Raw genomic sequence first — 24291 nt, 5'->3', positions numbered from 1 at the left:
GCTGCTCAGAACGGGCTTTCCGACCAAACCAACGGAACATTCACAGTCTTCGCTAAGCTCACCGCGTGCGTCGGCTCATTGTGATCCTGCTGGTTTTGCTGGCCTGCGGTTGCGGCGGGAGGCCGACGGCGCCGCCGCAGGCCAAACCCGACACCTGCAAGGCATCCGACGGGCCGAACGCCGACACCGTGCGGCAGGCGATCACCGCGGTGCCCGTCGTGATACCCGGCACCATCTGGGTTGAGATCGGGCGCGGCCATACCCGCAACTGCCGGTTGTCCTGGGTGCAGATCATCCCGACGATCGCCAGCGAGTCGACTCCCCAGCAGCTGCTCTTCTTCGACCACAACAGGCCGCTCGGGACCGCCACCCCCAACGCCAAGCCATACATCACTGTGCTGGCGCCCTCGGATGACACCGTGACCGTTCAGTACCGGTGGCAGAAGGGAAATGATCAGCTGTGCTGCCCGAGCGGGATCGGGACGGTGAAGTTTCGCATCGGCCCGGACGGCAAGCTGCAAACCGTCGGGACGGTTCCGAATCAATAACGTTCCGCGCCAACGGTTTCAGCCTGAGGATCGTTGGGTGTCAAGCGATCGCGGCTTCGGGGAGATGGCAGCGCCCGCATGTCAGCGCAGATGAAAACCGCCGATCGCGAAGCCATTCCGGCCGGGCCGCCACGACGAAGCCTCACGGTGGCTCGTTGCCCCGGAACGCTTCATTCAGCGAAAATTCGTGCCGTGAGGTGCTTGATTCTGTGAAAAGCAATGTCATCCTGAAAGATCGGTGCCCGCTGGAGCACGTGGCCAATCCACCGCCTCATCACATCCGCGCCGAAACGTTTGAACCGGAGATTCCTGGCCATTGAGCGCGGCTGACGGCGTGGCACAGGGACAATCGGATAATCCAATACGAGGCACTCGGCGCGGAAGGCAGGTTTGATGGGGCGATCACGGCGCATCTCGCACTGGGACCCCGAAGACGACGTGGCGTGGGAAGCCGGTAACAAGGTCATCGCCCGGCGCAATCTGATCTGGTCCATTGCGACCATGCACGTTGCCTTTTCCATCTGGTACCTGTGGTCGGTGATGGTGCTGTTCATGCCGCAGTCCATCTACGGGTTTTCCACGGGCGACAAGCTGTTGGTGGGCGCCACCGCCGCATTGATGGGCGCGCTGGTGCGCATCCCGTACGCGATGGCCACGGCCAGGTTCGGCGGCCGCAATTGGGCTGTCCTGTCGTCGTTGGTGCTTGTGATTCCCACCGTGGCCGCCATCGTGTTGCTGGCGCATCCCGGTCTGCCGTTGTGGCCGTATTTGGTATGTGCGGCGCTGACGGGACTGGGCGGCGGAAACTACGCCGCGTCGCTGGCCAACGTCGAATCCTTCTTCCCTCAGCGTCGCAAGGGCTTCGCCCTGGGGCTCACCGGCGGGATCGGCAACCTGGGCGCGGCGAGCATCCAGGCGGTCGGGCTGTTCGTGTTGGCGGCGGCGGGCAACCGGGCGCCGTACTGGGTATGCGCGGTCTACCTGGTGCTGTTGGCGGTCGTTGGGGTGGGCGCTGCGGTGTTCATGGATAACCTCGACCATTTCATCGAGGTCGCTCACGTGCGTTCGGTGCTTGCGGTGCCCGACACGTGGGCAATTTCGTTTCTCTACATGTGCGCGTCGGGCTCGTTCATCGGCTTTGCGTTTGCCTTCGGCCAGGTGATTGCGCACAACTTGATGGCCGGCGGGCAGAGCCATGGGCAGGCGGCGCTGCACGCCGCGGAGATCGCCTTCACGGGTCCGCTGCTCGGATCGGTGGCGCGGGTGATCGGCGGCAGGTTGGGGGATCGTTTCGATGGTGGCCGCGTCACGCTCGCGGTGCTGATCGCTATGGTCGTCGCCGGGGGTTCGCTGGTCGCGGTGAGCACTCACGACGACCTGACTCGTGGCCATGCGGGACCGGTGTCGAGCTACACGACCATCGGCTACATCGCCGGATTCATCGCCCTGTTCATCTTTTGCGGTGTCGGTAAGGGGTCGGTGTTCAAGCTGATTCCGTCGGTTTTCGCAGAACGCAGCCGCGCGCTGAACCTGTCGGACATCGACCGGCGCCATTGGGAGCGCGCGAGGTCGGCGGCCTTGATCGGTTTCGCCGGCTCGTTCGGTGCGCTGGGCGGGGTGGTGATCACGTTGGTGCTGCGGCAGTCCTACGCCAGCACCGGCACCGAGACGCCCGCGTTCTGGGCGTTCATGATCTGGTACGTCGCGGCCGCGATCTTGACCTGGGCGAGGTACGTACGGCCACGGCGGGGCCTCCAGCCCCCGGGACGGCCGGACTGGGAGGCAATCACCGAGCTGCCGGTCAGCTCGTGACGGCCTCCGACAAGTTCTCCGGGTGCAGCATCTCGGCGTAGCGCAGCCGCTCGGGAACCCCGAAACCGTCGACCAGTGTCTCGGCGTGCGGGCGCAGCGCCCGGCAGCGGTCGTTGATTCCCCGCGTGACGGCCTTGGCCCGCTCCGTGGACAAATACCGGTGCTCGATGTACCACGCCTTGTCGTCCTCGATCACCGACAACGCGTACAGGTCGCACAGGACCCCCAGCAGGTCGCGGCCCTCCTCGTCCTCGCAGGCGTCGATCCCGGCGACGAACGCTTCGAGCACCACTCGGTCGATGTGGGCGCTCGCCGCGTGCAGCACGTGATCCTGCACCGAGTTGAACGCGTCGAATTCGGACATCTCTTTGGATTTCGCCTGCAGGCGACGCGCTACCGACGCCAGCAGATACTCCTCGCGGTCTTCGAACATCTTGATCTGCGTGCCGCGGTTGAACAGGCTGCCCTCCTCCTCGCTGTCTTGGCGGGTGTCGATGATCGTTTGGATAATCGCTTCTGCCGCAGTGCGTTTGATAACGCGTTCCCCGACGGTGTTGGCGGCGAAGCGCACCCATTCGACCGGGCTCATGCTCTTGATGTCGTCGGCGTACGCCGTCAGCAGCTCCTTGGCCACCAGCTGGGTCAGCACATGATTGTCGCCCTCGAACGTGGTGAACACGTCGGTGTCACCTCGCAGCCCGATCAACCTGTTCTCGGCCATGTATCCCGCGCCGCCGCAGGCCTCGCGGGACTCCTGGATCGCGCGGCTGGCATGCCAGGTGTTGGCGGCCTTCAGGCCGGCCGCGCGGGCTTCCAGCTCGCGCTGCTCGTCGGCGTCGGGTGCGTCCGCGCTCTGAACGTCATGGCACTTGCTGACCAGCTCGTTCTGCGCGAACTGCAGGGCGTAGGACTTCGCGATCAACGGAAACAGCCGCCGCTGGTGCACCAGGTAGTCCATGATCAGCACCTCGGAGCTATCGTCGGGTGCGTTGAACTGCCTGCGCTGCAACGCATATCGGGTTGCGATGTCCAGCGCGACCCGGCCGGCGGCGCCCGCGCTGCCGCCCACGGTGATCCGGCCGCGGACCAAGGTGCCCAGCATGGTGAAAAATCGACGGTTCGGGTTCTCGATCGGCGAGCTGTATGTTCCGTCGGGCGCGACGTCGCCGTATTTGTTCAACAGGTTGACCCGCGGAACGCGGACGTGGTCGAACACGATGCGGCCGTTGTCCACCCCGGGCAGCCCGCCCTTGTACTCGCAGTCCGACGTGGTGACGCCGGGCAGGTCGTTGCCGTCCTCGTCGCGGATGGGGACCAGCACGCAATGCACGCCGTGATTGACCGGCTTGCCGTCCTCGGTGGTGATCAGTTGCGCGAAAACCGCTGCCATGGTGGCTGTTTCGGCCGCACCTCCGATGTAATCCTTGCGCGCCGACGGGGTGGGGGAGTCGACGACGAACTCCTGCGTCTCGGCGTCGTAGGTCGCGGTGGTCTCCAGCGACTGCACGTCGCTGCCGTGCCCGGTCTCGGTCATCGCGAAACAGCCGCGCAACTCCAGGCTGATGATCTTGGGCACGTAGGTCTCGTGGTGGCGCTCGGTGCCCAGGTTCTCCACGGCGCCGCCGAAGAGCCCCCACTGAACCCCGGCCTTCACCATCAGCGACAAGTCGGACATCGCCAGCATCTCGATCATCGTGATCGCCGCGCCGACGTCGCCGGTGCCGCCGTGTTCTTTGCGGAAGCTGTCGGCGGCCGCGCCGAACGCCGCCATGATCCTCATCTGCTCCGCCACCTTGGTGCGCGCGATCACCGTGTTGGGGGTGTAGTGGGGGCGGAACAGGTCCTCGGTCAGCGTCGTCCGCATCCGGTTCCTGACATCACGCCACCGCCCGTCCAGCGCGTTGCGGAGATGTTCTGCGGTGCTTGTCTTTTCTGGCGCCATAAGCCGACAGTAATGCGCGGCTCGCGCCGCGGGGAACAAGAACGACGGTTCAGGTGGTCCGGGACGACGTGTGATGTTCTGCGGGGAGCGGCGAGCGCAGCCGGTACAGCGTGAACCCGGCAGCGACGGCACCGAACAGGCCGAGCATCGCCATGTCGAAGACCCACCAGCCGCTGTAGTGGGTCCACGTCAAGACGTTGACGGCCAGCGTGTCGATCCTGCGCAGATTCACCGTGGACGCCGAGGCCGCGAAACCCCACTGGGCCGGGACGAACCAGCTGATCTGCTGCAGAACCCACTGGTTCACCAGCTGCACCAGGCTCCCGTTGAAGAGCGCGGATGCCAGGATCACCGGGACCACCAGCGGCAGGACCTCCCGGAGCGCGTTGCCCAGCGCCGAGAGGGTCAGCCCGATCACCGCGGACACGATCGCGGTGGCCGCCACGGTGACATACAGCTCGATCGTGGCGTTGTGCAGCAATACGGCGCCGCCCTGCGGTCCGCCTCGGACGGCGACGACGATCGCGAACATGACGGCCGTCCACAGGGCGGCGGCCAAGCCGTACACCGTGAGTTTGGCGGCCAGGTAGGCCGGCGCGGACAGCCCTACCTGCTGTTCCCGGCGGAAGATGCGGTGCTCGAGAACCAGGGCGCGCATCGTCAGGGCCGTGCCCAGGATGACCGCGCCGACGTTGAGGGCGGCGAGGATTTCGATGGCTTGGTGCCCGTTGGCGCTGTTCGGCCCGGGCTGCGTCAGGCCCGCGTCGCCCGGGATCAGCAGCGTCAGCCCCGCCAGCGCGAACGGCAGGATCGCCAGGAACGCGAAATAGCTGCGATGGGCGAGGAGCAAACGGACCTCCCGTCGGGCCACCAGGCGGACCTGGCGGTGTCGGGGCAGCCCGGCCGGCGGCGTCCACGGCGCGGCGACTTCCGGCGGGGTGGTCAACGGCTGGGGCCGCCCGCGGAACGCGCGGTGCGTTCCGTCGGGGTCGGCGCCCACCCTGGCGAGGACCTGCGACCAGTCGGCGGTGCCCATGGTGGCTTCGGCCTCCACGGGCGTGCCCAGGTATGCGACCTTGCCTGGTCCCGTGAGTACCAACACCTGATCGCATGTGTTGACGTCGGTGAGCGACGCGCGAGCCGAGATCGCGGCCACGACGACGCAGCCGATATTGGCCTGGCGGCGCAGGACGGCCAAGACGTGGCGCTGTTGCGCCGGATCCAGCCCGGCCGTCGGTTCGTCGACCACGAGCAGGCTCGGCCGGGTGATCAGCTCGACCGCCAAGGTGACGCACCGGCGCACCTCGGGTGAGAGCTTGCGGATCCGGGTGGCGCGGTGTGGCGTCAGCTCGAGCTCGTCGAGCACTTGGTCGACCACCCGCTCGCGCTGGTCGGGCGTGGCCTCCGGTGGCAGGCGGAGCTCGGCGGCGTACTTCACGGCCCGCTCGACGGTGAGCTGCCGGTGCAGCTGGTCGTCACGCGCGACGATCCCGATGCGGCTGCGCATGGATTGCGGTTCGGCGTGCACGTCGTGCCCATCGACGGTCGCGCGCCCGGAGCTGGGTGCCCTGGTGCCGGCCAGCACGGCCAGCAGCGTGGAATTGCGCGCTGCGGACGGTCCGATGACGGCGGTCATGGTGCCGGGATGGGCCGTGAACGAGATGCCCGACAGCATCTGCTGCCCGTCGACGGCAAGGCCCAGCTGGTACGCCGTCACCCCGGTGGTGCGCGCCGCCGTTCGCAGCGGCAGGCGGAAGGTGGAGTTGGCTTCGTCGGTGCGGGTCGGGGGGCGCTGCGCGCGCAGCTTCGAGGTGACCATCCGCTCGATCAGGCCCGGGCCCTTTTCCGGCTCGGCGGGTGGTGCGACCGGGGGATGCGCGGGGGGCGGCGGCGTAGGTGGAGGAGGCGGTGCCGGTGGGGGCGGCGGCGCGGGTTGCTGGCCGGCTGGCGGCGGGGGCACCACCACGGGCATGCGCTGGGTGGCGCTTTGGGTGGGGACCCGCGGGTCGGGGCCGCCGGGCGGTGGGTGTCCCGGCGGGGCGGGAGCGGGCGCGACCTGGAAGACCAGGCGCGGACCGTGCCGCGGATCGCCGATGGTGATTCCCAGGCCGTCGCGGATCTCGACCGTCGGCACTCGCAGTCCGTCGAGGAAGATGCCGCGGTGGCTCAGGTCGATGGCCACCCACTGGGTCCCGGTGAACCGCAGCACCACATCAGGGTGGGGGGCGGGCGGGGCCGACGCGGCAGGGCCGAGAGGCCCCAGCGGGATGTCGCAGCCCGGGCCGTGGCCGACGAGCACGTCGCGTCCCGGGGGAAAGACATACCGGTTCGGTCCCGCCCACACGGTCAGCGGGGAGGCCGGAACGGCCGAAGCCTCGGTCGCCATGGCCGCCACCTTTCGTCACCGGTCAGCTCGATTTGGTCTCGCCGTCAGGCGCCGCACGCCCGTTCGGTTACGTGTCTACCCTCGCTCGCGGTCCGCTCACCAGGTATACGACGTTCACTGCGGGTTACGGCGGCCCGCGAGTGAGGTGGCAAGGGAGGCATCGTCGAGGAGCCGGCGCAACACGTCGACCGCCTGCACCAGCACCTGACGGTCACCGGACTCGAGCAGCGCCAACTGGGGTTCGATCGCTGCGGCACGGTCGGCCCGAACCGCGTTCAGCGTGCGCCTGCCGCTGGTGGTGATGCGGATGCGGACGGCGCGCGCGTCTCCCGGGTCAATCGTGCGGGTCACCAGGCCCGCTTCCTCGAGGCGGCGCACCTGCGTGGTCATCGTCGGTTGTGAACAGTGGTCGACGGCGGCGAGGTCACCGATCCGGGCTTCGCCGTGAACTTCGATGGTGGCCAGCAGCCTTGCCTGCGCCGCCGGTAGCGGCATCTGGATGCGCTGGGTGGCCAGGCGGTTGAGCCGCGCGACCACGGCGAGCAGATCGGCCCCGAGCCCCTGCGCTCCCTCGAGCTTTGCGGTGTCGACGACGTTGTCCATGTATCCATCGTTGCATAGCTTTGCTAAGCGAGGCCGAAACGACGACGCGTGCCGCGCGAAAACCCTTCTTCAGCGGACACCCCCTGCCGGGACTGGCAGAATCGCCAAAGTGACCTTGCTGCGTTTTCGGCAACCTGGGGAAGGGGCCCTGCGTCCGAATGAGTTAGCACAGGCCGCGGTCATGGGGGCCCTCTGTGCGGCGATCGAGATCCTCGCCGCGGTAATCCCATTCGCTCAGGGGCTGGGCGTGCTGGGCACCGTACCCATGGGGTTGCTGGCCTACCGCTACCGCCCACGGGCCCTGATGGCCGCGACGGTGGCCGGCGGCGTGATCGCCTTCTTGATCGCCGGACTGGGCAGCCTGTTCATGCTCGTCGACTGCGCCTGGGTCGGTGGATTGTGCGGAATCGTCAAGCGCAAAGGCCGCGGCACGCTGACGGTCGCCTTCTTGTCGCTGATCGCCGGCGTCCTCTGGGGCGCCGGATGGGTCGCGGTGCTGGCGGTGCTGACGCGGCTGCGGGAGCTGTTCTTCGACGTCATCACCGCCAATGCCAACGGGGTCGCGGCGTTCTTGAATTGGGTACATTTGCACGGCGTCGGCGACGCCCTGAAGCGCTACGTCGCCAACGGGATACACCACTGGCCGCTGCTGATTTTTCCGTACATGGTCTTGTTGGTCGTCGTCGTTTCGTTCATCAGCTGGTCGGCGCTGTCTCGCCTCCTGGAGCGAATGCGCAAGATCCCCGACGTGCACAAGTTGGACGTTTCCGAGGGCGCGCAGGCCGGCGGTGCTCCCGTCGGGCCGGTCCCGGTGCGGTTGGACAAGGTGGCGTTCCGGTACCCCGGCGCCGATCGGGATGCGCTGCGCGAGATCAGCCTCGATGTCCAGGCCGGCGAACACATCGCCGTGACCGGGGCCAACGGTTCGGGCAAGACCACATTGATGTTGATGCTGGCCGGGCGGGAGCCGACGTCGGGAACCATCGACCGCCCGGGCGCGGTGGGGCTGGGAGAAATGGGGGGCACCGCAATTGTCTTGCAGCACCCCAAGAGTCAAGTCCTGGGCACGCGCGTCGCCGACGACGTGGTGTGGGGATTGCCTCCGGGCGCACAGATCGATGTCAGCGGATTGCTGCACGAGGTCGGGCTCGAGGGACTTGCCGAACGCGACACCGGAAGCCTGTCCGGCGGGGAGCTGCAGCGCCTCGCGCTCGCCGCGGCGCTGGCGCGGGAGCCGGCGCTGCTGATCGCCGACGAGGTCACCACCATGGTCGACCAGCAGGGGCGAGATGCGTTGCTGGGCGTGCTCTCCGGTCTTGCGAAACGCCACCAGAGCGCCTTGGTGCACATCACTCATTACGACAACGAGGCCGCCTCCGCCGACCGCATCATCAACCTCAGCGACTCGCCGGATAACACCGTCAAGGCCGAAAGCCCGAGCGCTCCCGCACAGGCCGCTCCCGTCACACCGCGCTCGCAGGCGCCGGTACTCGAGCTCGTCGACGTCAGCCACGAATACGCCAGCGGCACACCGTGGGCCAAGGTCGCCCTGCGCGATATCAGCTTCGTGGTCGAGCAGGGCGACGGGGTGTTGATCCACGGCGGCAACGGGTCGGGCAAATCGACCTTGGCGTGGATCATGGCCGGCTTGACGACTCCGACCGGCGGCATCTGCCTGATCGACGGCGAGCCCACCCACGAGCACGTCGGGGAGGTCGCGCTGTCGTTCCAGTCGGCCCGGCTGCAGCTGATGCGCGACCACGTCGACGCCGAAGTCGCTTCGGCGGCCGGCTTTTCGCATCTCGACGAGGACCGGGTGGCCGAGGCGCTGAGGTCTGTCGGCCTGGACCCGGCGATGGGCAAGCGGCGCATCGACCAACTCAGCGGCGGCCAGATGCGCCGCGTCGTGCTGGCCGGACTGCTGGCCCGTTCCCCGCGGGCGCTGGTGCTTGACGAACCGCTGGCAGGATTGGACGTCGGCAGTCAGCGCGGGTTGCTGCGGCTGCTGGAAAACCTGCGCAGGGAACGAGGTTTGACCGTGGTGGTCATCTCCCACGACATCGTCGGGCTGGAGGAGCTTTGCCCGCGATCGCTTTATCTGCGCAACGGGGCGCTGGAAACGGCGTCGGCCGCCGCGGGGGGAATGCCGTGACCGCGGCCGCGGACGCCAAGTCGGCGACGGGAAAGACGCGGCGTACTCCCCGTCCGGTTGTCCTTCTGGTCCCGGTGCCGGGAACGTCGAAAATCCATGAACTGTGGGCCGGCACCAAACTGCTAGTGGTACTGGGCGTTTCGATACTGCTGACCTTCTACCCGGGTTGGGCGACGGTCGGGCTGATGCTGGTGTTGCTGATCACGGCGGCCCGTCTCGCCCACATTCCGCGCGGCGCGCTGCCCTCGCCGCGGCGCTGGATATGGATCGCCCTCGCGGTGGGCGGCATCACCGCTGCGCTCGGCGCCGGTAGCCCCGTGGTCTCGATCGCCGGTGTGCACATCGGGCTGGGCGGGACGCTGCACTTCGTCCGGGTCACCGCGCTGTCGATCGTGTTGATCGGGCTCGGGGCGATGCTGTCCTGGACCACCAACGTCGCCGAAATGGGGCCGGCGCTGGCCGCTTTGGGCCGCCCGCTGCGGTGGTTGCGGATCCCGAGCGACGAATGGGCGGTTGCCCTGGCGCTCGCGCTGCGCGCCTTCCCGATGTTGATCGAGGAATTCCAGGTGCTCTACGCCGCCCGGCGCCTGCGTCCCAACCAGACGCCGCGCAACCGGCGCGCCCGTCGGCGCCAGCAGGCTCGAGACATGATCGACTTACTCACCGCGGCAATCGTTGTGACACTGCGGCGCGCCGACGAAATGGGCGATGCGATCACCGCCCGAGGCGGAATCGGTCAGCTGTCGGCCGCCCCCGGGCGTCCGAAGCTCGCGGACTGGGTGACACTGGCCATCACCGCCGCCGCCGGGACCGCCGGCGTGGTCATCGACTCGATGGTGCAGCTTCATTAAGCCATCCAGTATGAGCCCGTCGCGCAGGGTGAGCAGATGACCGACATCCGGCGCACGCGAACGATTGCGGCGCCCGTCGGCGTCGTCTGGGATGTCCTGGCGGACTTCGGTTCTCTCAGTTCGTGGTCCGGCAACGTCGATCACTCGTGTGTCCTGCACGCCGGTCCCGATGGTGGCCCGGTCGGCACAGCCCGCCGAGTGCAGGTCAAGCGGAACGCGCTGGTCGAGCGCATCGCCGAATTCGACCCGGGCCGCGCGTTGGCCTACGACATCGACGGCTTGCCCCGCCGCTTGCGCCGCGTGACCAACCGCTGGACGTTGGCACCGGCGGGCGATGCATCCGTCACCCTGGTGGCCCTGACCAGCACCGTCGAAATCGGGCCCCGCGCACGTCACAAGCTGGCCGAACGCGTCGCATGCCGCGTGCTCGCACGAGAGTCCGACGCGCTGCTCGCCGGCCTGGCGAACCGATTGGAGAACGGACGTGTCTGATCGTCCCGATGTCATCGTCATCATGACGGACGAAGAACGCGCGGTGCCGCCCTACGAAGCACCCGAGGTGATGGCGTGGCGTGATCGAACGCTGGTGGGACGCAAATGGTTTGAGGATCACGGCGTCAGCTTCGCCCGCCACTACACCGGCTCGCTGGCGTGCGTGCCCAGCCGCCCGACGATTTTCACCGGGCACTACCCCGACCTGCACGGGGTCACCCAGACCGACGGCATCGGAAAATCCGCCGATGACTCCCGCATGCGCTGGCTGCGCCCGGGCGAAGTGCCGACGCTGGGCAACTGGTTCCGCGCCGCCGGATACGACACCCACTACGACGGCAAATGGCACATTTCGCACGCCGACCTCACCGACCCGGTAACCGGGCATCCGTTGGCCACCAACGACGATGACGGAATCGTCGACCCCGCCGCGGTGCGCCGCTACTTACAGGCCGATCCGCTCGGCCCATACGGCTTCTCCGGATGGGTGGGCCCGGAGCCGCATGGGGCGGCGCTGGCCAACGCGGGCATTCGTCGCGACCCGCTGATCGCCGACCGCGTCGTCGCCTGGCTCGGCGACCGCTATTCCCGCCGTCAGACCGGAGATCCGGCCGCGCTGCGACCGTTTCTTCTGGTGGCCAGCTTCGTGAATCCCCATGACATCGTGCTCTTTCCGGCATGGTCGCGGCGGGGACCGGTAAAGCCGTCGCCGCTGGACCCGCCGCCGGTCCCTCCGGCCCCGACCGCGGACGAAGACCTGTCCACCAAGCCGGCCGCGCAGATTGCCTTCCGCGAGGCCTACTACTCCGGATACGGCCCGGCGCCGGCGATCAACCGGACGTACGACCGCAACGCGCAACGCTACCGCGACCTGTACTACCGGCTGCATGCCGAGTCGGACGGTCCGATCGATCGGGTGCGGCGGGCCGTCACCGAATCCGGCTCGCAGCACGCGGTGTTGGTGCGCACGGCCGATCACGGTGATCTCCTCGGAGCTCACGGCGGGCTGCATCAAAAATGGTTCAACCTCTATGACGAGGCCACCCGCGTACCCTTCGTCATCGCGCGCATCGGTGAGCGCTCGACGCGGCGCCGGGTCGTCGCGGCGCCGACCTCGCACGTGGACCTGGTCCCGACGCTACTGGCCGCCGCCGGCGTCGACGTGGCCGCGGCGAGCGCCACGTTGGCGGAATCGTTTTCCGAAGTGCACGAGCTGCCCGGCCGCAATCTCATGCCGATCGTGGACGGCGGCGCAGCCGACGACGCCCGGGCCGTCTACCTGATGACGCGTGACAACGTGCTCGAGGGGGACAGCGGCGCGTCCGGCCTGGGACGGCAATTGAAGCAGACGGTCAATCCTCCCGCACCGCTGCGCATTCGGATCCCGGCGCACACGGCATCCAATTTCGAGGGGCTGGTTGTCCGCGTCGACGACGCGGTGGCCGCCGGTGGCGGCGGCCACTTGTGGAAGCTGGTGCGCACCTTCGACGATCCCGGCACCTGGACCGAACCCGGGGTGCGCCACCTGGCGGCCAACGGGCTCGGGGGAGAGGCGTACCGCACCTCGCCGCTCGACGACCAGTGGGAACTCTATGACCTGACCGCGGACCCGATCGAAGCCGTCAACCGTTGGGCCGACGCAGACCTGCACGAGCTGCGCCAGCACCTGCGCGCCCAGCTCAAACACGTTCGGACCCACGCAATTCCCGAACGAAACCATCCCTGGCCGTACGCTTCTCGCCGCTCAGGGCCAGCACGCCGGCAGCCCTCCCGACTGGCTCGGCTACTGCGCCGGCGCTGATCGCCGAAGCGGAAACAGGAGGCGCAATTGACAGCCACGTCGGTCGGCCTAAAGGAGCAGATGCTGCGGCGACGCCCGGTGGTGGGCGCGCACGCCGCACCCGGCGCCGCGGACCACCTCCAGCGCGGCATCGGCACCTTTCAGCTGACCATGTTCGGCGTCGGCTCGACCATCGGCACCGGCATCTTCTTCGTCATGTCTGTCGCCGTCCCCGAAGCCGGCCCGGGAGTCATCGCCTCCTTCCTGCTCGCGGGGCTCGCCGCCGGTCTCGCGGCCGTCTGCTACGCGGAATTGGCTTCGGCGGTACCGGTTTCGGGTTCGTCGTACTCGTACGCGTATACCACGCTCGGCGAGGTGGTGGCGATGGGTGTGGCCGCCTGCCTGCTGCTGGAATACGGGGTGGCTACCGCCGCGGTCGCGGTCAACTGGAGCGGTTACCTCAACCGGCTGCTGAGCAACGTCGTGGGATACCAACTGCCGCACGCCTTGTCGGCCGCTCCGTGGGACACACAACCCGGCTATGTGAACGTGCCCGCGATCATGTTGATCGGGATGTGCGCACTGCTGCTCATCCGCGGCGCCAGCGAATCGGCGAAGGTCAACGCGATCATGGTGATGATCAAGCTCGGCGTGCTCGTCGTGTTCGTGATCGTCGCCTTCACCGCGTTCGACGCGCACCATCTGCGGGACTTCGCGCCCTTCGGCGTCGCGGGCATCGGATCGGCCGCGGGAACCATCTTCTTTTCCTACATCGGTCTCGACGCCGTATCGACCGCGGGCGACGAAGTGAACGACCCGCAGAAAACCATGCCCCGCGCGCTGATCGCCGCGCTGCTGACCGTCACCGCCGTCTACGTGTTCGTTGCGGTGGCCGCGCTGGGCGCCCAGCCCTGGCAGGCCTTCGCCGGTCAGCAGGACGCCGGGCTGGCAACGATTCTCGAGAACGTCACCCACGGCCGCTGGGCCAGCGCGATCCTTGCGGCCGGCGCGGTCATTTCGATCTTCAGCGTCACGCTGGTCACCATGTACGGCCTGACGCGCATCCTCTTCGCGATGGGTCGCGACGGGCTGCTGCCCGCAAGGTTCGCGACGGTGAATCCGCGCACCATGACCCCGGTGAACAACACCGTGATCGTCGCGGTGGCGGCCTCGACGCTGGCCGCCTTCATCCCGCTGCAAAAGCTCGCCGACATGGTGTCGATCGGCACGCTGACCGCGTTCGTCGTGGTTTCGGTCGGCGTGATCGTCTTACGGGTGCGCGAGCCCGACCTGCCGCGGGGTTTCAAGGTCCCCGGTTACCCTGTCACGCCGATCCTTTCGGTGGCGGCCTGCGGATACATCCTCGCCAGCTTGCACTGGTACACCTGGGTCGCGTTCGGCGGTTGGGTGTCGCTGGCCTTGGTCTTCTATTTCGCTTGGGGCCGCCGCCACAGCGCGCTCAACGACGAGGCGTCGAGCGGCGCGCTGTGACGTGGTCACTGACGGGCCGCGGCGGCATTGGCCGCCGCCTGAGCCCGGCGTAACGTCGACGCGACATCACCACGGCCCAGGAACATCTCGTCGAAGTACGGCTGCAGGGCGTCATTGCCGGCGGCGAACCCGGCGCCCCCAGGGGCCGCGATGCGCGGGCCGTTCAGCACGGCGAAAAACGGCGTGACGTCGACACCCCGGGTGGCCCAGTAGCGAAAGTAGACCGGCTGGGCCGACGACACGGCGGGGATGGCCGCACCGTAGCGGCCCAGGTATTCGTTGCCCTGCCTGCTGCCCATCCAGGCGAGCACCTGGCGCACCGCGTCGGGATGTCGTGTCGCCGCATTGCCCGCCGCGGCAATGCCGTTGGTGACGCTGACCCGGCCCGCTGGGCCCGACGGCATCGTCGCGACACCCCAACGGAAGCGGGCGTCGCGGGCCACGGGCGCCAGGTTGTAGGTGCCCGACTGGAACAGCGCCATTCGGCCGGCCAGGAATTGGTTGCGGGAAAAGTCGCCGTTGTCATTGGTATCGGCGGCCGGCGGCGCGACGTGGTCGCGGTTGATCAGGTCGACCAGATAGTGAAAGGCGGTCACGGCCGCGGGATTGTCGAACGCAAACTCATCGCCGCGCTGGAACACGCCGCCGGCCGAGCCGATGTAGTTCAGGTAGATTCCCTGGGGGTCGTTGGCCGCGTTGTATGCCCACTGCCGCACCCGCCCGCCGTCAAAGCCCTTGGTATCGCCGCGGTTTCCGGTGGCATCGACGGTGAGCCGGGCGAGCATGGGCCGCAGCGTGTCACCCCGGTCGGCGCTCCACCGCAAGGTGTTCAGCTGGGCGGGGTCGACGCCGGCCGCGCCCAACAGATCGGCGTTGTAGTACAACGCGATCCCGGCGTCGGTGAGCTGCGGGACGCCCCAAAGGGTGCCGTTGCGGGTGAACTGCTCGACGACCGGACGCTCCCAGTCCGACGCGGCGGCGGGCCCCAGCGCCGCACCGATATCCAGCAGCCGGCCGCTGTCCGCGTAGGCCGCGAGGTAGGCGTTGGACAGCCAAAAAATGTCATCGGCGCTGCCGCCGGCCACATCGGTGCGCAGTGTGTTGAAGTACGTCGAGTACGCCACCAAGTTGACGTGCACGTCGATGTCGGGATGGGTGCGGCTGAATTCCTGGAACGATTTCCGGTAGGCCGCGCCGATCTGATCGCCCCAGATGCGCACGGTCACAATGGTCTTGCCGCCGTGGGGTTGGCCGGAATAATCCAGCAGCACCGCCGTTGCCGCCAACAACACCGCGACCAGCCCGACCGCCGTGGCGACCAGTGTGGAAAAACGGGGCCGGCTCACTTGAGCCCCGACACGACAATCGACGCGACGATGTGCCGCTGGAACGCCACGAACAGCGCGATCAGCGGGACGATCGCGACGGTGGTAGCCGCCATCACCAACGTCCATTGGGAGTTGAACCGCGACTGCAGGTCGGCGGTTGCGACGGTGAGCACCCGCCACTTGTGTCCGCTGGTGATCACCAACGGCCACATGAAATTGTTCCACTGCGACACCACGGTGATCAGCGCCAGCGCGGCCAGGACCGGGCGGCTGGACGGGATCACCACATGCACGATCACGTCCAGGGTGTTGGCGCCGTCCAGGCGAGCGGCGTTGACCAAGTCGTTTGGAATCATCCGAAAGTGCTCGCGCAGCAGGAAGATCGCGTAGGGCGAGCCGAACATGAACGGCAGCACCAACGCCCAGAACGTGTTACGCAGACCGAGCTGGGCCATCATCAGATACATCGGCACGATCGTGACCGTGGCGGGCACCATCAGCGTCGCGATATACGCCCAGAACAGCGCATCACGCCCGGGAAACTGCAGGCGCGCGAACGCGTAGGCGGCCAGCACGGAAAAGGTCAACTGCCCGACCAGAATCACGGCCGTCATCAACGCGGTGACCGCCGCGGCGCGGCCGAACCCGGCCCCGGCCAGGTTGGTGAAGTTGGCGAGCGTGGGCGGCCGCGGCGGCTGCAGCGGCGTCCCCGTGACGAATTGGTGTGCCGAGGTGAACGCGGTCATCAGCCCGAGCGCGAACGGCGCCAACGTGATCAACGCCCCCAGGGTCAGCCCGGCATAGATGACAGCACTGCTAACGCGACTAGGTGAGGTCATAGCTGATCCGCCGCCGGAAATACAGCTGCTGAAGCAACGTGACGCCGATCAGGATCACGAACAGCACCACCGCCATCACCGACGCCCGGCCGATGGCCGCCGCGCCGAAGGCCTCGGCGTAGATGCGGTGGGCGACCAGATCGGTGCTGCCCGCCGGGCCACCGCCGGTCAGCGCGTATACCGTGTCGAAAACCTGTGCGGTGCTGACGATCCCGGTCACCACGACGAAGAAGGTCGTCGGTCGCAGCATGGGCAGGGTGATGCGCCAGAATCGCTGCCACGCGTTGGCGCCGTCGGTGCGTGCGGCGGCGTGGACCTCGTCGGGGATGGCCAGCAGGCCCGCCAAAAACGACAGCGAAACGTATCCGACGTTGGTCCACACCACGACGGCCGACACGAGCGGCAGCGCGAAGCTAGGATCGGAAAGCCATTCGATGCTGTGCCCCAATACGGTGCTTACAACCCCGTCGGTGGGAGCAAGGATCCACCGCCACAACACCGCGATGGCCAGCGGCGCGCAAATCCATGGCAGCACAAACACGGTGCGAAACAGCCCGGTGCCGCGAAGCTGGCGGGCCAGCATCGACGCGGCCAGCAACCCCAATGCCGTCTGAGCCGGCACCACGATCGCCACGAAGATCGCGGTAACGATCAGCGAATTGCCGAATGCGCCGTCGGTCAGCACCGACCGCCAGTTGGCCAGGCCCACAAAGCGCAGCGGTCCCAGCAGATCCCATCGACACAGGCTCAGCCAGACGACCACCAGAATGGGTAAGAGCAGGAAGGCGAGGACACCGAACAAGCTCGGCGCCAGCAGCGCATAGCCCAGCGCCATCGATCGAGGACGACTCCTGCGTTCGGCGCTGGCCATGGGGTAATTAAAGCGGGCGCTGCCGAGGTTTGGGGTGAGCGGCCGTTACGGTGGAGCCGTGACACCGAACCGGGGGATCGATGCCGACTTCCTCGACCTGCCGCGCCACGAACTGGCCGACGCCGCGCTGTCAGCGGCCACCGCAGCCGGGGCCACGCACGCCGACCTGCGAGTTCATCGCATCACCACCGAGATCATCCAGCTGCGCGACGGCGCGCTCGAGACCTCGGTGATCAACCGCGAGGTCGGCCTGGCGGTGCGAGTGATCGTCGACGGCACCTGGGGATTCGCCTCGCACGCGGAGTTGGTGCCGTCGGTCGCCGCCGAGACCGCCCGGCGCGCGGTGCACGTCGCCACCACGCTGGCGACGCTGAGCACCGAGCGTGTCGAACTGGCGCCCGAACCCGTCTACCGCGACGCCACCTGGGTCTCGAACTACCGCATCGACCCGTTCGACGTCTCCACCACCGACAAGATCGCCGTGCTCGAGGAGTATTCGGGCCGGCTGCTCAGCGCCGACGGCATCGACCACGTGTCGGCGGTGCTGACCGCCGTCAAAGAGCAGACGTTCTACGCCGACACCTTCGGATCCTCGATCACCCAGCAGCGCGTGCGGATCCAGCCCACCCTGGACGCGGTGACCGTCGACCCCGCGGCGGGCAGCTTCGACTCGATGCGCACGCTGATCCCGCCGATGGGCCGCGGCTGGGAGGTCCTGGACGGTGACGACGTCTGGAACTGGACCGATGAGCTGGCCCAGTTGCCCGCGCTGCTGGCCGAAAAAGTCAAGGCGCCCACCGTCGTTCCGGGACGCACCGACCTGGTGATCGACCCCACGAACCTGTGGCTGACGATTCACGAATCCATCGGGCACGCAACCGAATACGACCGCGCCATCGGCTACGAGGCCGCTTACGCCGGAACATCGTTCGCCACGCCGGACAAACTGGGCACCATGCGCTACGGGTCACCGGTGATGACCGTGACCGCGGATCGGACGGACGAATTCGGTTTGGCCACCATCGGTTACGACGACGAAGGGGTGGCCGCACAGAGCTGGGACCTGGTGCGCGACGGCATCTTCACCGGCTATCAGCTCGACCGGGTGTTCGCCCGGCGCCTGGGGAAGCCACGCTCCAACGGCTGCTCGTATGCCGACTCGCCCCATCACGTGCCGATCCAACGCATGGCCAACGTGTCGCTGCAGCCCGCCTCCGAGGACATCAGCACCGACGAGTTGATCGGCCGGGTCGAGGACGGCATCTACATCGTCGGCGACAAATCATGGTCAATCGATATGCAGCGCTACAACTTTCAGTTCACCGGCCAGCGGTTCTTCCGGATACGCGACGGTCGCCTCGACGGCCAGTTGCGCGACGTCGCCTACCAGGCCACCACGACCGAGTTCTGGAATTCGATGGAGGCGGTCGGGGGCCGGTCCACGTGGCGACTGGGTGGGGCCTTCAACTGCGGCAAGGCCCAGCCCGGGCAGATCGCCGCGGTCAGCCACGGCTGTCCGTCGGCGCTGTTCCGCGGCGTCAACGTACTCAACACCCGCACCGAGGGCGGCCGATGATCCGCGCCTGTGACGATGCAGAGCGAAGCGATGCTGAGGAGTGGCGCCGATGATCCGCGCCTGTGACGATGCAGAGCGAAGCGATGCTGAGGAGTGGCGCCGATGATCACTGCGCAGCACGTCGTCAACATCGTGCTCGACGAGGCGGCCAAGCTCGGGGGTGCCGACGAGACCATGGTGCTGGTCACCGACAAGGTCGAGGCGACCCTGCGCTGGGCCGGCAATTCGATGACCACCAACGGGGTTTCGGTGGGCCGCAGCGTGTCGGTGATCTCTGTGGTGCGCCGGGGGACCAGCGCGCGAATCGGCACGGTGGTGTCCGCCGAGGCGGATCCGCGGGTGTTGCCCGGGCTGGTGGCGGTGTCACAGGACGCCGCCGGTTCGGCGCCGGAGGCCGGCGATGCCGCACCGCTGCTCGCTGATACCGGGGTGCCCGCCGATTGGGACGCACCGGTGCCGGGCACCGGGCCGCTGGTCTTCGCCGACGTGGCCGACTCGTTGAGCCGCGGCTTCCAGGGCGCGGACCGGCTCTACGGCTTTGCGCACCATAGTGTTTCGACGACGTTCCTGGCGTCGTCGACCGGATTGCGCCGCCGCTTCAGCCAGCCGACCGGGGCGGTGGAGATCAACGCCAAACGCGGCGACGCCAGCGCGTGGGCGGGCGTCGGGACACCCGACTTCGTCGATGTGCCAATCGATTCGCTGCTCGAGCAGCTGTCCACCAGGCTGGGTTGGGCGCAGCGCAGCGTCGCGCTGCCGGCGGGGCGCTACGAAACGATCATGCCGCCGTCGACGGTGGCCGACATGATGATCTACATGGCGTGGTCGATGGCCGGCCGCGGCGCGCAGGAGGGTCGGACCGCGTTCTCGGCGCCGGGCGGGGGAACCCGGGTGGGGGAGCGGCTCACCGACCTGCCGATCACGCTGTTCTCCGATCCGATCGCGCCCGGCCTCGCCTGCACGCCGTTCGTCGCGGCGAGCAGCTCCTCGGAGACGCTGTCGGTGTTCGACAACGGCATGGAGATCACCCAGGTGGACTGGATCCGCGACGGGGTGATCAACGCGTTGGCCTACCCGCGGGCCACCGCCGACAAATACGACGCCCCGGTCGCGGTCGCCGCCGACAACCTGGTGATGACCGGCGGGACGGCTAGCCAAGACGACATGATCGCCGCCACCGAACGTGGCCTGCTGCTGACCACACTGTGGTACATCCGGGTGGTCGACCCGACCACACTGCTGTTCACCGGGCTCACGCGCGACGGCGTCTACCTGATCGAAGACGGACGCGTGACGGCGGCCGTCAACAACTTCCGCTTCAACGAAAGCCCGCTGGACCTGCTGCGACGGGCCACCGAGGCCGGGGTGAGCGAGAAGACCCTGCCGCGCGAGATGGGGGATTGGGCGACCCGCGCCGCGATGCCGTCGCTGCGGATCCCGGACTTCCACATGTCCTCGGTGAGCCAGGCCCAATAGATTGATTGCCGCCGGGCACAGCGCGCTCTAGCGTGTGACGCATGGCGGCTCCGGTTTCGGTTCGAGAAGACCAGCTCACGCGCCTGGTGGCGCTGTTTCCCGGGGAGCCCGCCGAGGCTCGCCTCACGGCGTTGATCCGGCGGGTGTGCGCGCAGACGGTGTCGCTGCCGCCGCTGCCCGCGGCCGTGGAGGTGGGGGAGCCGGAATCGGACGCCGAGGCCGCCGTCGTCGAATTCGCCGAACAATTCAGCGCCGACGTCTCGTCGATCGCCGCCGAGCAACGGTCCCGGTTGTGGAAGCACCTCGGAGACCGCACCTTTGGGGTGGTCGTGCAGATGTACATCGCCGACTTCGTCCCCCGGGTGCGCGCCGGGCTCGACGCGCTCGGCGTCGGCTCGCAGTACCTGGGCTTTGCGTCCGGACCGATCCGGTGGGATCACACCACCGACCCGTCGGATCTGGTGTTCAACGACTTTTTAATCGCCGTGGCGCGAATGCGTGCGCTGGACCCGGTCACCTCAGAACTGGTGCGGTTGCGGGGCGCGGCGCAACACAATTGCCGGCTGTGCAACTCGCTTCGCGAGGGCGGCGCGCTCGACGCGGGCGGTTCGGAAACGCTGTACGGGGAGATCGAGCGCTTCGAATCGTCGGGTTTGCTCGACGACCGCGCAAAGGCAGCGCTGCGCTATGCGGATGCGTTAATTTGGACCCCTGCGCACCTCGCCGCCGACGATGCCGCCGAGGTGCACTCCCGCTTCTCCGAGGCGGAATCCGTCGAGCTCACCTTCGACATCATGCGCAATGCCAGCAACAAGGTGGCCGTGTCCCTGGGCGCCGATGCCCCGCGCGTCGAGAGCGGCACGGAGCGGTATCTGATCAACGCCGAAGGGCAAACCGTATTTAGCTGACGGCGGCCGGTGGCCCTGCGGTAGCGGGTTGGCGTCCGGCATTTAGCCCGCTGGTCCCGCAACGTTCGGGGAGGCGGCCCCCGCCGTGCTGCACGGCGGCGTGACTGGCGGGTGAGCCGTGAGCCCTTCCGGGTGCGAGGGCACGAAATGTTAACCATTCGTACATCGACGCGCAAGCGTGCGTTTTCGCTGTGTGTGGGGGTCGTTGGATAACTTAAGCCCCGTCGCCGACACTGAAATGACCACTAAGACGTGACGGTAGCGAAATGGCAGTGTGGCCCCCGCCGGGTAGCCATGGGACGTACGTCATTAGCCGCCATGCCCATAGATTTCCCGGTTCGTTGATTGCAGCATTCGTAGCTTGGGTTTGCGTCGGAGCCAATTGTGTTCCTGCGCAGAGGGAGGTTCGAACATGACAAGCACCCGTACACGCTCGCGCATGCGGGTGTCGTCGGCATGGGCTGCCGGTGTCGCGCTGGGGGCCTCGATGTTCGGCGGCGCGGTGCTTTCTGCCCCGCTGGCGTCGGCGACATGCCAATTGAGCCCCGCGGATGACCAATACATCAACCTGCTGGCACAGAACAGCATGGTGCACACCGCCGAGTACAGCGATTGCCATGAGGCCGCCGAGGGCCGGTGGTTCGCCAACCAGGTGAAGAGCTCACCCAACCCGTTCGGCCGGGCCAAAGAACTGGTCAACATGGTGACCAACACGACCCCGCTGAAGGCCGACAAGGCCGAATGGGAGGTCGAGTCGGCGATCTACGTTTACGCTCCGGAACTGATCCCGACGATCAAGGATCAGGCCGCCAAGCAGAACTGGCCGACTGAGTCCTAAGCCCGGCGTGCGCGGTTCTGCGCCGAATATTAAACGGCCGCAACGGCTTTAGCTCTGATGCGTTGCGTGTTGAAATTGTCAGCTAATTGAATCGCGAGACATTGAATCGCTGACGACGATGACGCAAGCCGTCGTCCCGGTTGAGGGGCTCGCCGATCCCTGAGCGGGCGTTCGCTCAAATAGCCTCTCGCGCTGCTGTTTTCAATCGGCTTAGTTCACCCCTCGTTTCGATTCCCGCCTTTTGTCGTGTGCTCTGTCCGTGTACCCATTGGTGTGCGACAGGTGGATCAGCAAATTTTCCTAAGCGAAGGAGTTCGAAAGATGACGGTCAGACGTACACGCTCGCGCGGGCAGCTGCTGGCGTTGGGGGCTGCCGGCGCCGTGGTGGCGACGTCGATGCTGGGCGAAGCGCTGCTGTCGGCGCCGCAAGCGGCGGCATCCTGCAACATGACGCCGAAGGACGACCAGTACATCAACCTGCTCGCGCAGAACAAGATGATCCACTCCGCCGAATTCAACGACTGCAACATGACCGCAGAGGGCCGCTGGTTCGCCGACCAGGTCCGCAGCGCCGACAATCCGTTGGCCGCCGGGAAGCGACTCGTGAACATGGTGACCAGCACGACCCCCCTGAAGCCCGAACAGGCTGAGTGGGAGGTCGAGTCCGCAATCTTCGTCTACGCGCCGGAAATGATCCCCGCGATCAAGGGTCAGGTCGCGCAGGGACCGTCCGCGGCCTGAGCGGGTGCTGGCCATGGGCGTCGCCACGGTGCGGCGCCCATCGCGTGTGCCGCCCGACCGACGCTGACTTCGGTCTTCGGCTACGGTTTCCTACGGACAACCCCGTCGGGGGCGGTAGCTCAGTTGGTTAGAGCCGCGGACTCATAATCCGTTGGTCGCGGGTTCGAGCCCCGCCCGCCCCACCGTATTTCGCCTGGTAGAGGTTATTCTCGACCGCCAGATTGGTTCGATCGGGTCTCCCGTCGCGGCGTTGTCGCGGCGCGCGGCGGGAGCGCGGCGGCGAGATCGGCGCGCTAGCTAACTGAGCGTCTACGCCCTCTTGTTCACTACCACCAACCACCGCGCCGACGCGACGGCGGCGCTGGCAGCGATGTAGACGCGGACGTATACCGGAAATGTTGTGGCGCTGTGGAGTTAGGCCTTGCCTTCGGCGATCTGTTCCCAGAAATGCGGGCAGAATTGGGAGAGCTGGCTTTCCGCCGGGGCGCCGTCTTGGATGGCCGAACGGCACTGGCGCGTGATTTCTTGCCGATGAAGGTCGATCTGCGGCACCAAGGTGTAGATGTCGGACATATCGATTACATACGTCCGGAACTGACCGACGTCGAACGGCAACGGGTCGGACGACCGCGTGATCTGCACCATAGGTTTACGCACCGCCTGGCGAAGCGCGACCTCGTAGTAGACGTTGGGATTCGCGAAGCTCAGATCGGCGATGACAAGGGCCGCCCGCGCTACATGGTCGATGACCTGAGCGGTGATTAGGCCGGGGCTACCGATCTGGTCCGCGCGCACGGCGGTTAGCCCAAGGTCGGCAAGCGCCGGTTCGATCAATGCGGTGAGCACAAGGTCGGCGTGCTTACGCTCCACAGAATCTGTTGAGCCGATAGGCGAGACGACGAAACAGACCTTGGATAGGTCGGTTCGACTCGCCTGAGTGGCCGTGGTCGCTGCTTGCGATCCGGACAACGAGTTGATCTGGACAACATTTCCCAACGATTGGACCGACACCCCCGGCTTGTTAACGGCGGGGTCGGGTACCGGCTCGGGAGCGATCGCGTCGATCACCGCGTCGACCGACACCAGGTGCTCCGAGCCGCTGATGGTCCGTACCAGTTCGAGTTCGCGTGCATTTGCCAGGAATACCTCGACGGCCTCGTTGACACGGTCACCGTCGACGCCCGCCTCAAGGAAGGCGTCACGAAGCACTTCGATGGTGGGGAGCCTGCCGCCCTTGTACTTCTCGTAGACCGCGTTGAAGCTATCGATTTTGATGATCGCGAGGTTGATCTGAGCACGCCGCTTCTCGCGTACGGGGGCCGAGGGATCAGATGCGATGCGCCCCTCTTCCGTCAGGTCGAGGAATTCGGCTTGGTAACTGCCGGTCGTAAGCCCGTATTGACCGCTGGCTGTGATGAGCTTTCGCGTCGGCCCGCTGTCCGGTGAGCGCTGGAGCGCTTCGAATAAGGTGAGACGGCGAATCCTCTGTCCGGAGCCATGCCGCTGGATGGCGTCCGCGAGGAACAGCGCTTCGCTGAAAGACGTGTTCGGGAATGACCGGGGCTTGCGCGTACGCTTTGCGGGCTTGCCTTGCGGCTTTCCATCCGTTTCGGCTTCTTCACTCATGACTACTCCTGTATGTGCACGGCCCCTTCCT

The 24291-nt window shown here is 67.2% G+C and carries 19 protein-coding genes and 1 tRNA gene; 13 read left to right on the top strand and 7 right to left on the bottom strand.

Annotation, left to right across the window (positions count from 1 at the left end; genetic code table 11):
* Positions 1 to 80 precede the first annotated feature (80 nt).
* Complete coding sequence (locus ACZ50Z_RS11145; protein ID WP_464486186.1) at positions 81 to 548, top strand: LppP/LprE family lipoprotein; 468 nt, start codon at positions 81 to 83, stop codon at positions 546 to 548.
* Between the two features lie 393 nt (positions 549 to 941).
* Positions 942 to 2360 (top strand): nitrate/nitrite transporter, encoded by a 1419-nt coding sequence (locus ACZ50Z_RS11140; protein WP_464483601.1) that lies wholly within the window; start codon positions 942 to 944, stop codon positions 2358 to 2360.
* Here the strand turns inward: ACZ50Z_RS11140 and ACZ50Z_RS11135 are convergent.
* From ACZ50Z_RS11135 to ACZ50Z_RS11125, 3 genes are all read right to left on the bottom strand, one after another.
* Positions 2350 to 4302, bottom strand: a complete 1953-nt coding sequence (locus ACZ50Z_RS11135; RefSeq protein WP_464483600.1) for an acyl-CoA dehydrogenase family protein — start codon at positions 4300 to 4302, stop codon at positions 2350 to 2352. The genes ACZ50Z_RS11140 and ACZ50Z_RS11135 overlap by 11 nt on opposite strands.
* Before the next feature lie 49 nt (positions 4303 to 4351).
* Positions 4352 to 6688: an ATP-binding cassette domain-containing protein gene (locus ACZ50Z_RS11130; RefSeq protein ID WP_464483599.1), complete on the bottom strand. Its 2337-nt coding sequence runs from the start codon at positions 6686 to 6688 to the stop codon at positions 4352 to 4354.
* Positions 6689 to 6802: 114 nt separating this feature from the next.
* The gene (locus ACZ50Z_RS11125) at positions 6803 to 7291 is read right to left on the bottom strand and encodes a MarR family winged helix-turn-helix transcriptional regulator (protein WP_464483598.1); all 489 of its coding nucleotides are present in this window, start codon (positions 7289 to 7291) and stop codon (positions 6803 to 6805) included.
* Between the two features lie 181 nt (positions 7292 to 7472).
* Here ACZ50Z_RS11125 and ACZ50Z_RS11120 point away from each other — a divergent pair, with 181 nt between their 5' ends.
* The 5 genes from ACZ50Z_RS11120 to ACZ50Z_RS11100 are packed head-to-tail and all read left to right on the top strand — an operon-like array spanning position 7473 to position 14057.
* Positions 7473 to 9443: an ATP-binding cassette domain-containing protein gene (locus ACZ50Z_RS11120; RefSeq protein WP_464483597.1), complete on the top strand. Its 1971-nt coding sequence runs from the start codon at positions 7473 to 7475 to the stop codon at positions 9441 to 9443.
* Entirely contained in the window at positions 9440 to 10294 is an 855-nt protein-coding gene (locus ACZ50Z_RS11115) for a CbiQ family ECF transporter T component (protein WP_464483596.1), read from the top strand. The genes ACZ50Z_RS11120 and ACZ50Z_RS11115 overlap by 4 nt, the downstream gene beginning before the upstream one ends.
* 36 nt (positions 10295 to 10330) lie before the next feature.
* The gene (locus ACZ50Z_RS11110) at positions 10331 to 10786 is read left to right on the top strand and encodes an SRPBCC family protein (RefSeq protein WP_464483595.1); all 456 of its coding nucleotides are present in this window, start codon (positions 10331 to 10333) and stop codon (positions 10784 to 10786) included.
* Positions 10779 to 12587 (top strand): sulfatase-like hydrolase/transferase, encoded by a 1809-nt coding sequence (locus ACZ50Z_RS11105; protein WP_464483594.1) that lies wholly within the window; start codon positions 10779 to 10781, stop codon positions 12585 to 12587. The genes ACZ50Z_RS11110 and ACZ50Z_RS11105 overlap by 8 nt, the downstream gene beginning before the upstream one ends.
* A 60-nt stretch (positions 12588 to 12647) precedes the next feature.
* Positions 12648 to 14057 (top strand): amino acid permease, encoded by a 1410-nt coding sequence (locus ACZ50Z_RS11100; RefSeq protein WP_464486185.1) that lies wholly within the window; start codon positions 12648 to 12650, stop codon positions 14055 to 14057.
* Between the two features lie 5 nt (positions 14058 to 14062).
* On the opposite strand, the gene ACZ50Z_RS11095 is transcribed toward ACZ50Z_RS11100, so the two are convergent.
* From ACZ50Z_RS11095 to ACZ50Z_RS11085, 3 genes are read right to left on the bottom strand one after another with little or no spacing between them, the layout of a single operon-like run.
* Positions 14063 to 15403, bottom strand: coding sequence for an extracellular solute-binding protein (locus ACZ50Z_RS11095; protein ID WP_464483593.1), 1341 nt, complete (start codon positions 15401 to 15403; stop codon positions 14063 to 14065).
* Entirely contained in the window at positions 15400 to 16224 is an 825-nt protein-coding gene (locus ACZ50Z_RS11090) for a carbohydrate ABC transporter permease (protein ID WP_464483592.1), read from the bottom strand. Before ACZ50Z_RS11090 ends, ACZ50Z_RS11095 begins: the two co-directional genes overlap by 4 nt.
* Positions 16211 to 17095 (bottom strand): carbohydrate ABC transporter permease, encoded by an 885-nt coding sequence (locus ACZ50Z_RS11085; RefSeq protein WP_464483591.1) that lies wholly within the window; start codon positions 17093 to 17095, stop codon positions 16211 to 16213. Before ACZ50Z_RS11085 ends, ACZ50Z_RS11090 begins: the two co-directional genes overlap by 14 nt.
* Positions 17096 to 17153: 58 nt before the next feature.
* On the opposite strand from ACZ50Z_RS11085, the gene ACZ50Z_RS11080 reads away from it, so the two are divergent.
* From ACZ50Z_RS11080 to ACZ50Z_RS11055, 6 genes are all read left to right on the top strand, one after another.
* Positions 17154 to 18671, top strand: coding sequence for a TldD/PmbA family protein (locus tag ACZ50Z_RS11080; RefSeq protein WP_464483590.1), 1518 nt, complete (start codon positions 17154 to 17156; stop codon positions 18669 to 18671).
* A gap of 102 nt (positions 18672 to 18773) precedes the next feature.
* Positions 18774 to 20147, top strand: a complete 1374-nt coding sequence (locus tag ACZ50Z_RS11075; protein ID WP_464483589.1) for a metallopeptidase TldD-related protein — start codon at positions 18774 to 18776, stop codon at positions 20145 to 20147.
* A gap of 41 nt (positions 20148 to 20188) precedes the next feature.
* Entirely contained in the window at positions 20189 to 21055 is an 867-nt protein-coding gene (locus tag ACZ50Z_RS11070; protein ID WP_464483588.1) for a carboxymuconolactone decarboxylase family protein, read from the top strand.
* A gap of 439 nt (positions 21056 to 21494) precedes the next feature.
* Positions 21495 to 21893, top strand: a complete 399-nt coding sequence (locus ACZ50Z_RS11065; RefSeq protein WP_464486184.1) for a hypothetical protein — start codon at positions 21495 to 21497, stop codon at positions 21891 to 21893.
* Positions 21894 to 22214: 321 nt separating this feature from the next.
* A complete protein-coding gene (locus tag ACZ50Z_RS11060; RefSeq protein WP_464483587.1) occupies positions 22215 to 22634 on the top strand; it encodes a hypothetical protein in 420 nt (139 codons plus the stop codon).
* Between the two features lie 108 nt (positions 22635 to 22742).
* Positions 22743 to 22816 (top strand) — tRNA-Ile (locus ACZ50Z_RS11055).
* Positions 22817 to 23048: 232 nt separating this feature from the next.
* Here the strand turns inward: ACZ50Z_RS11055 and ACZ50Z_RS11050 are convergent.
* Positions 23049 to 24260: a hypothetical protein gene (locus ACZ50Z_RS11050; RefSeq protein WP_464483586.1), complete on the bottom strand. Its 1212-nt coding sequence runs from the start codon at positions 24258 to 24260 to the stop codon at positions 23049 to 23051.
* Positions 24261 to 24291 lie beyond the last annotated feature (31 nt).

The sequence above is a fragment of the Mycobacterium sp. NTMscope_MAC_269 genome (assembly GCF_976985695.1).
The sequence above is the reverse complement of the archived record's forward strand: the minus strand, read 5'-3'. Positions and strand labels throughout refer to the sequence as shown.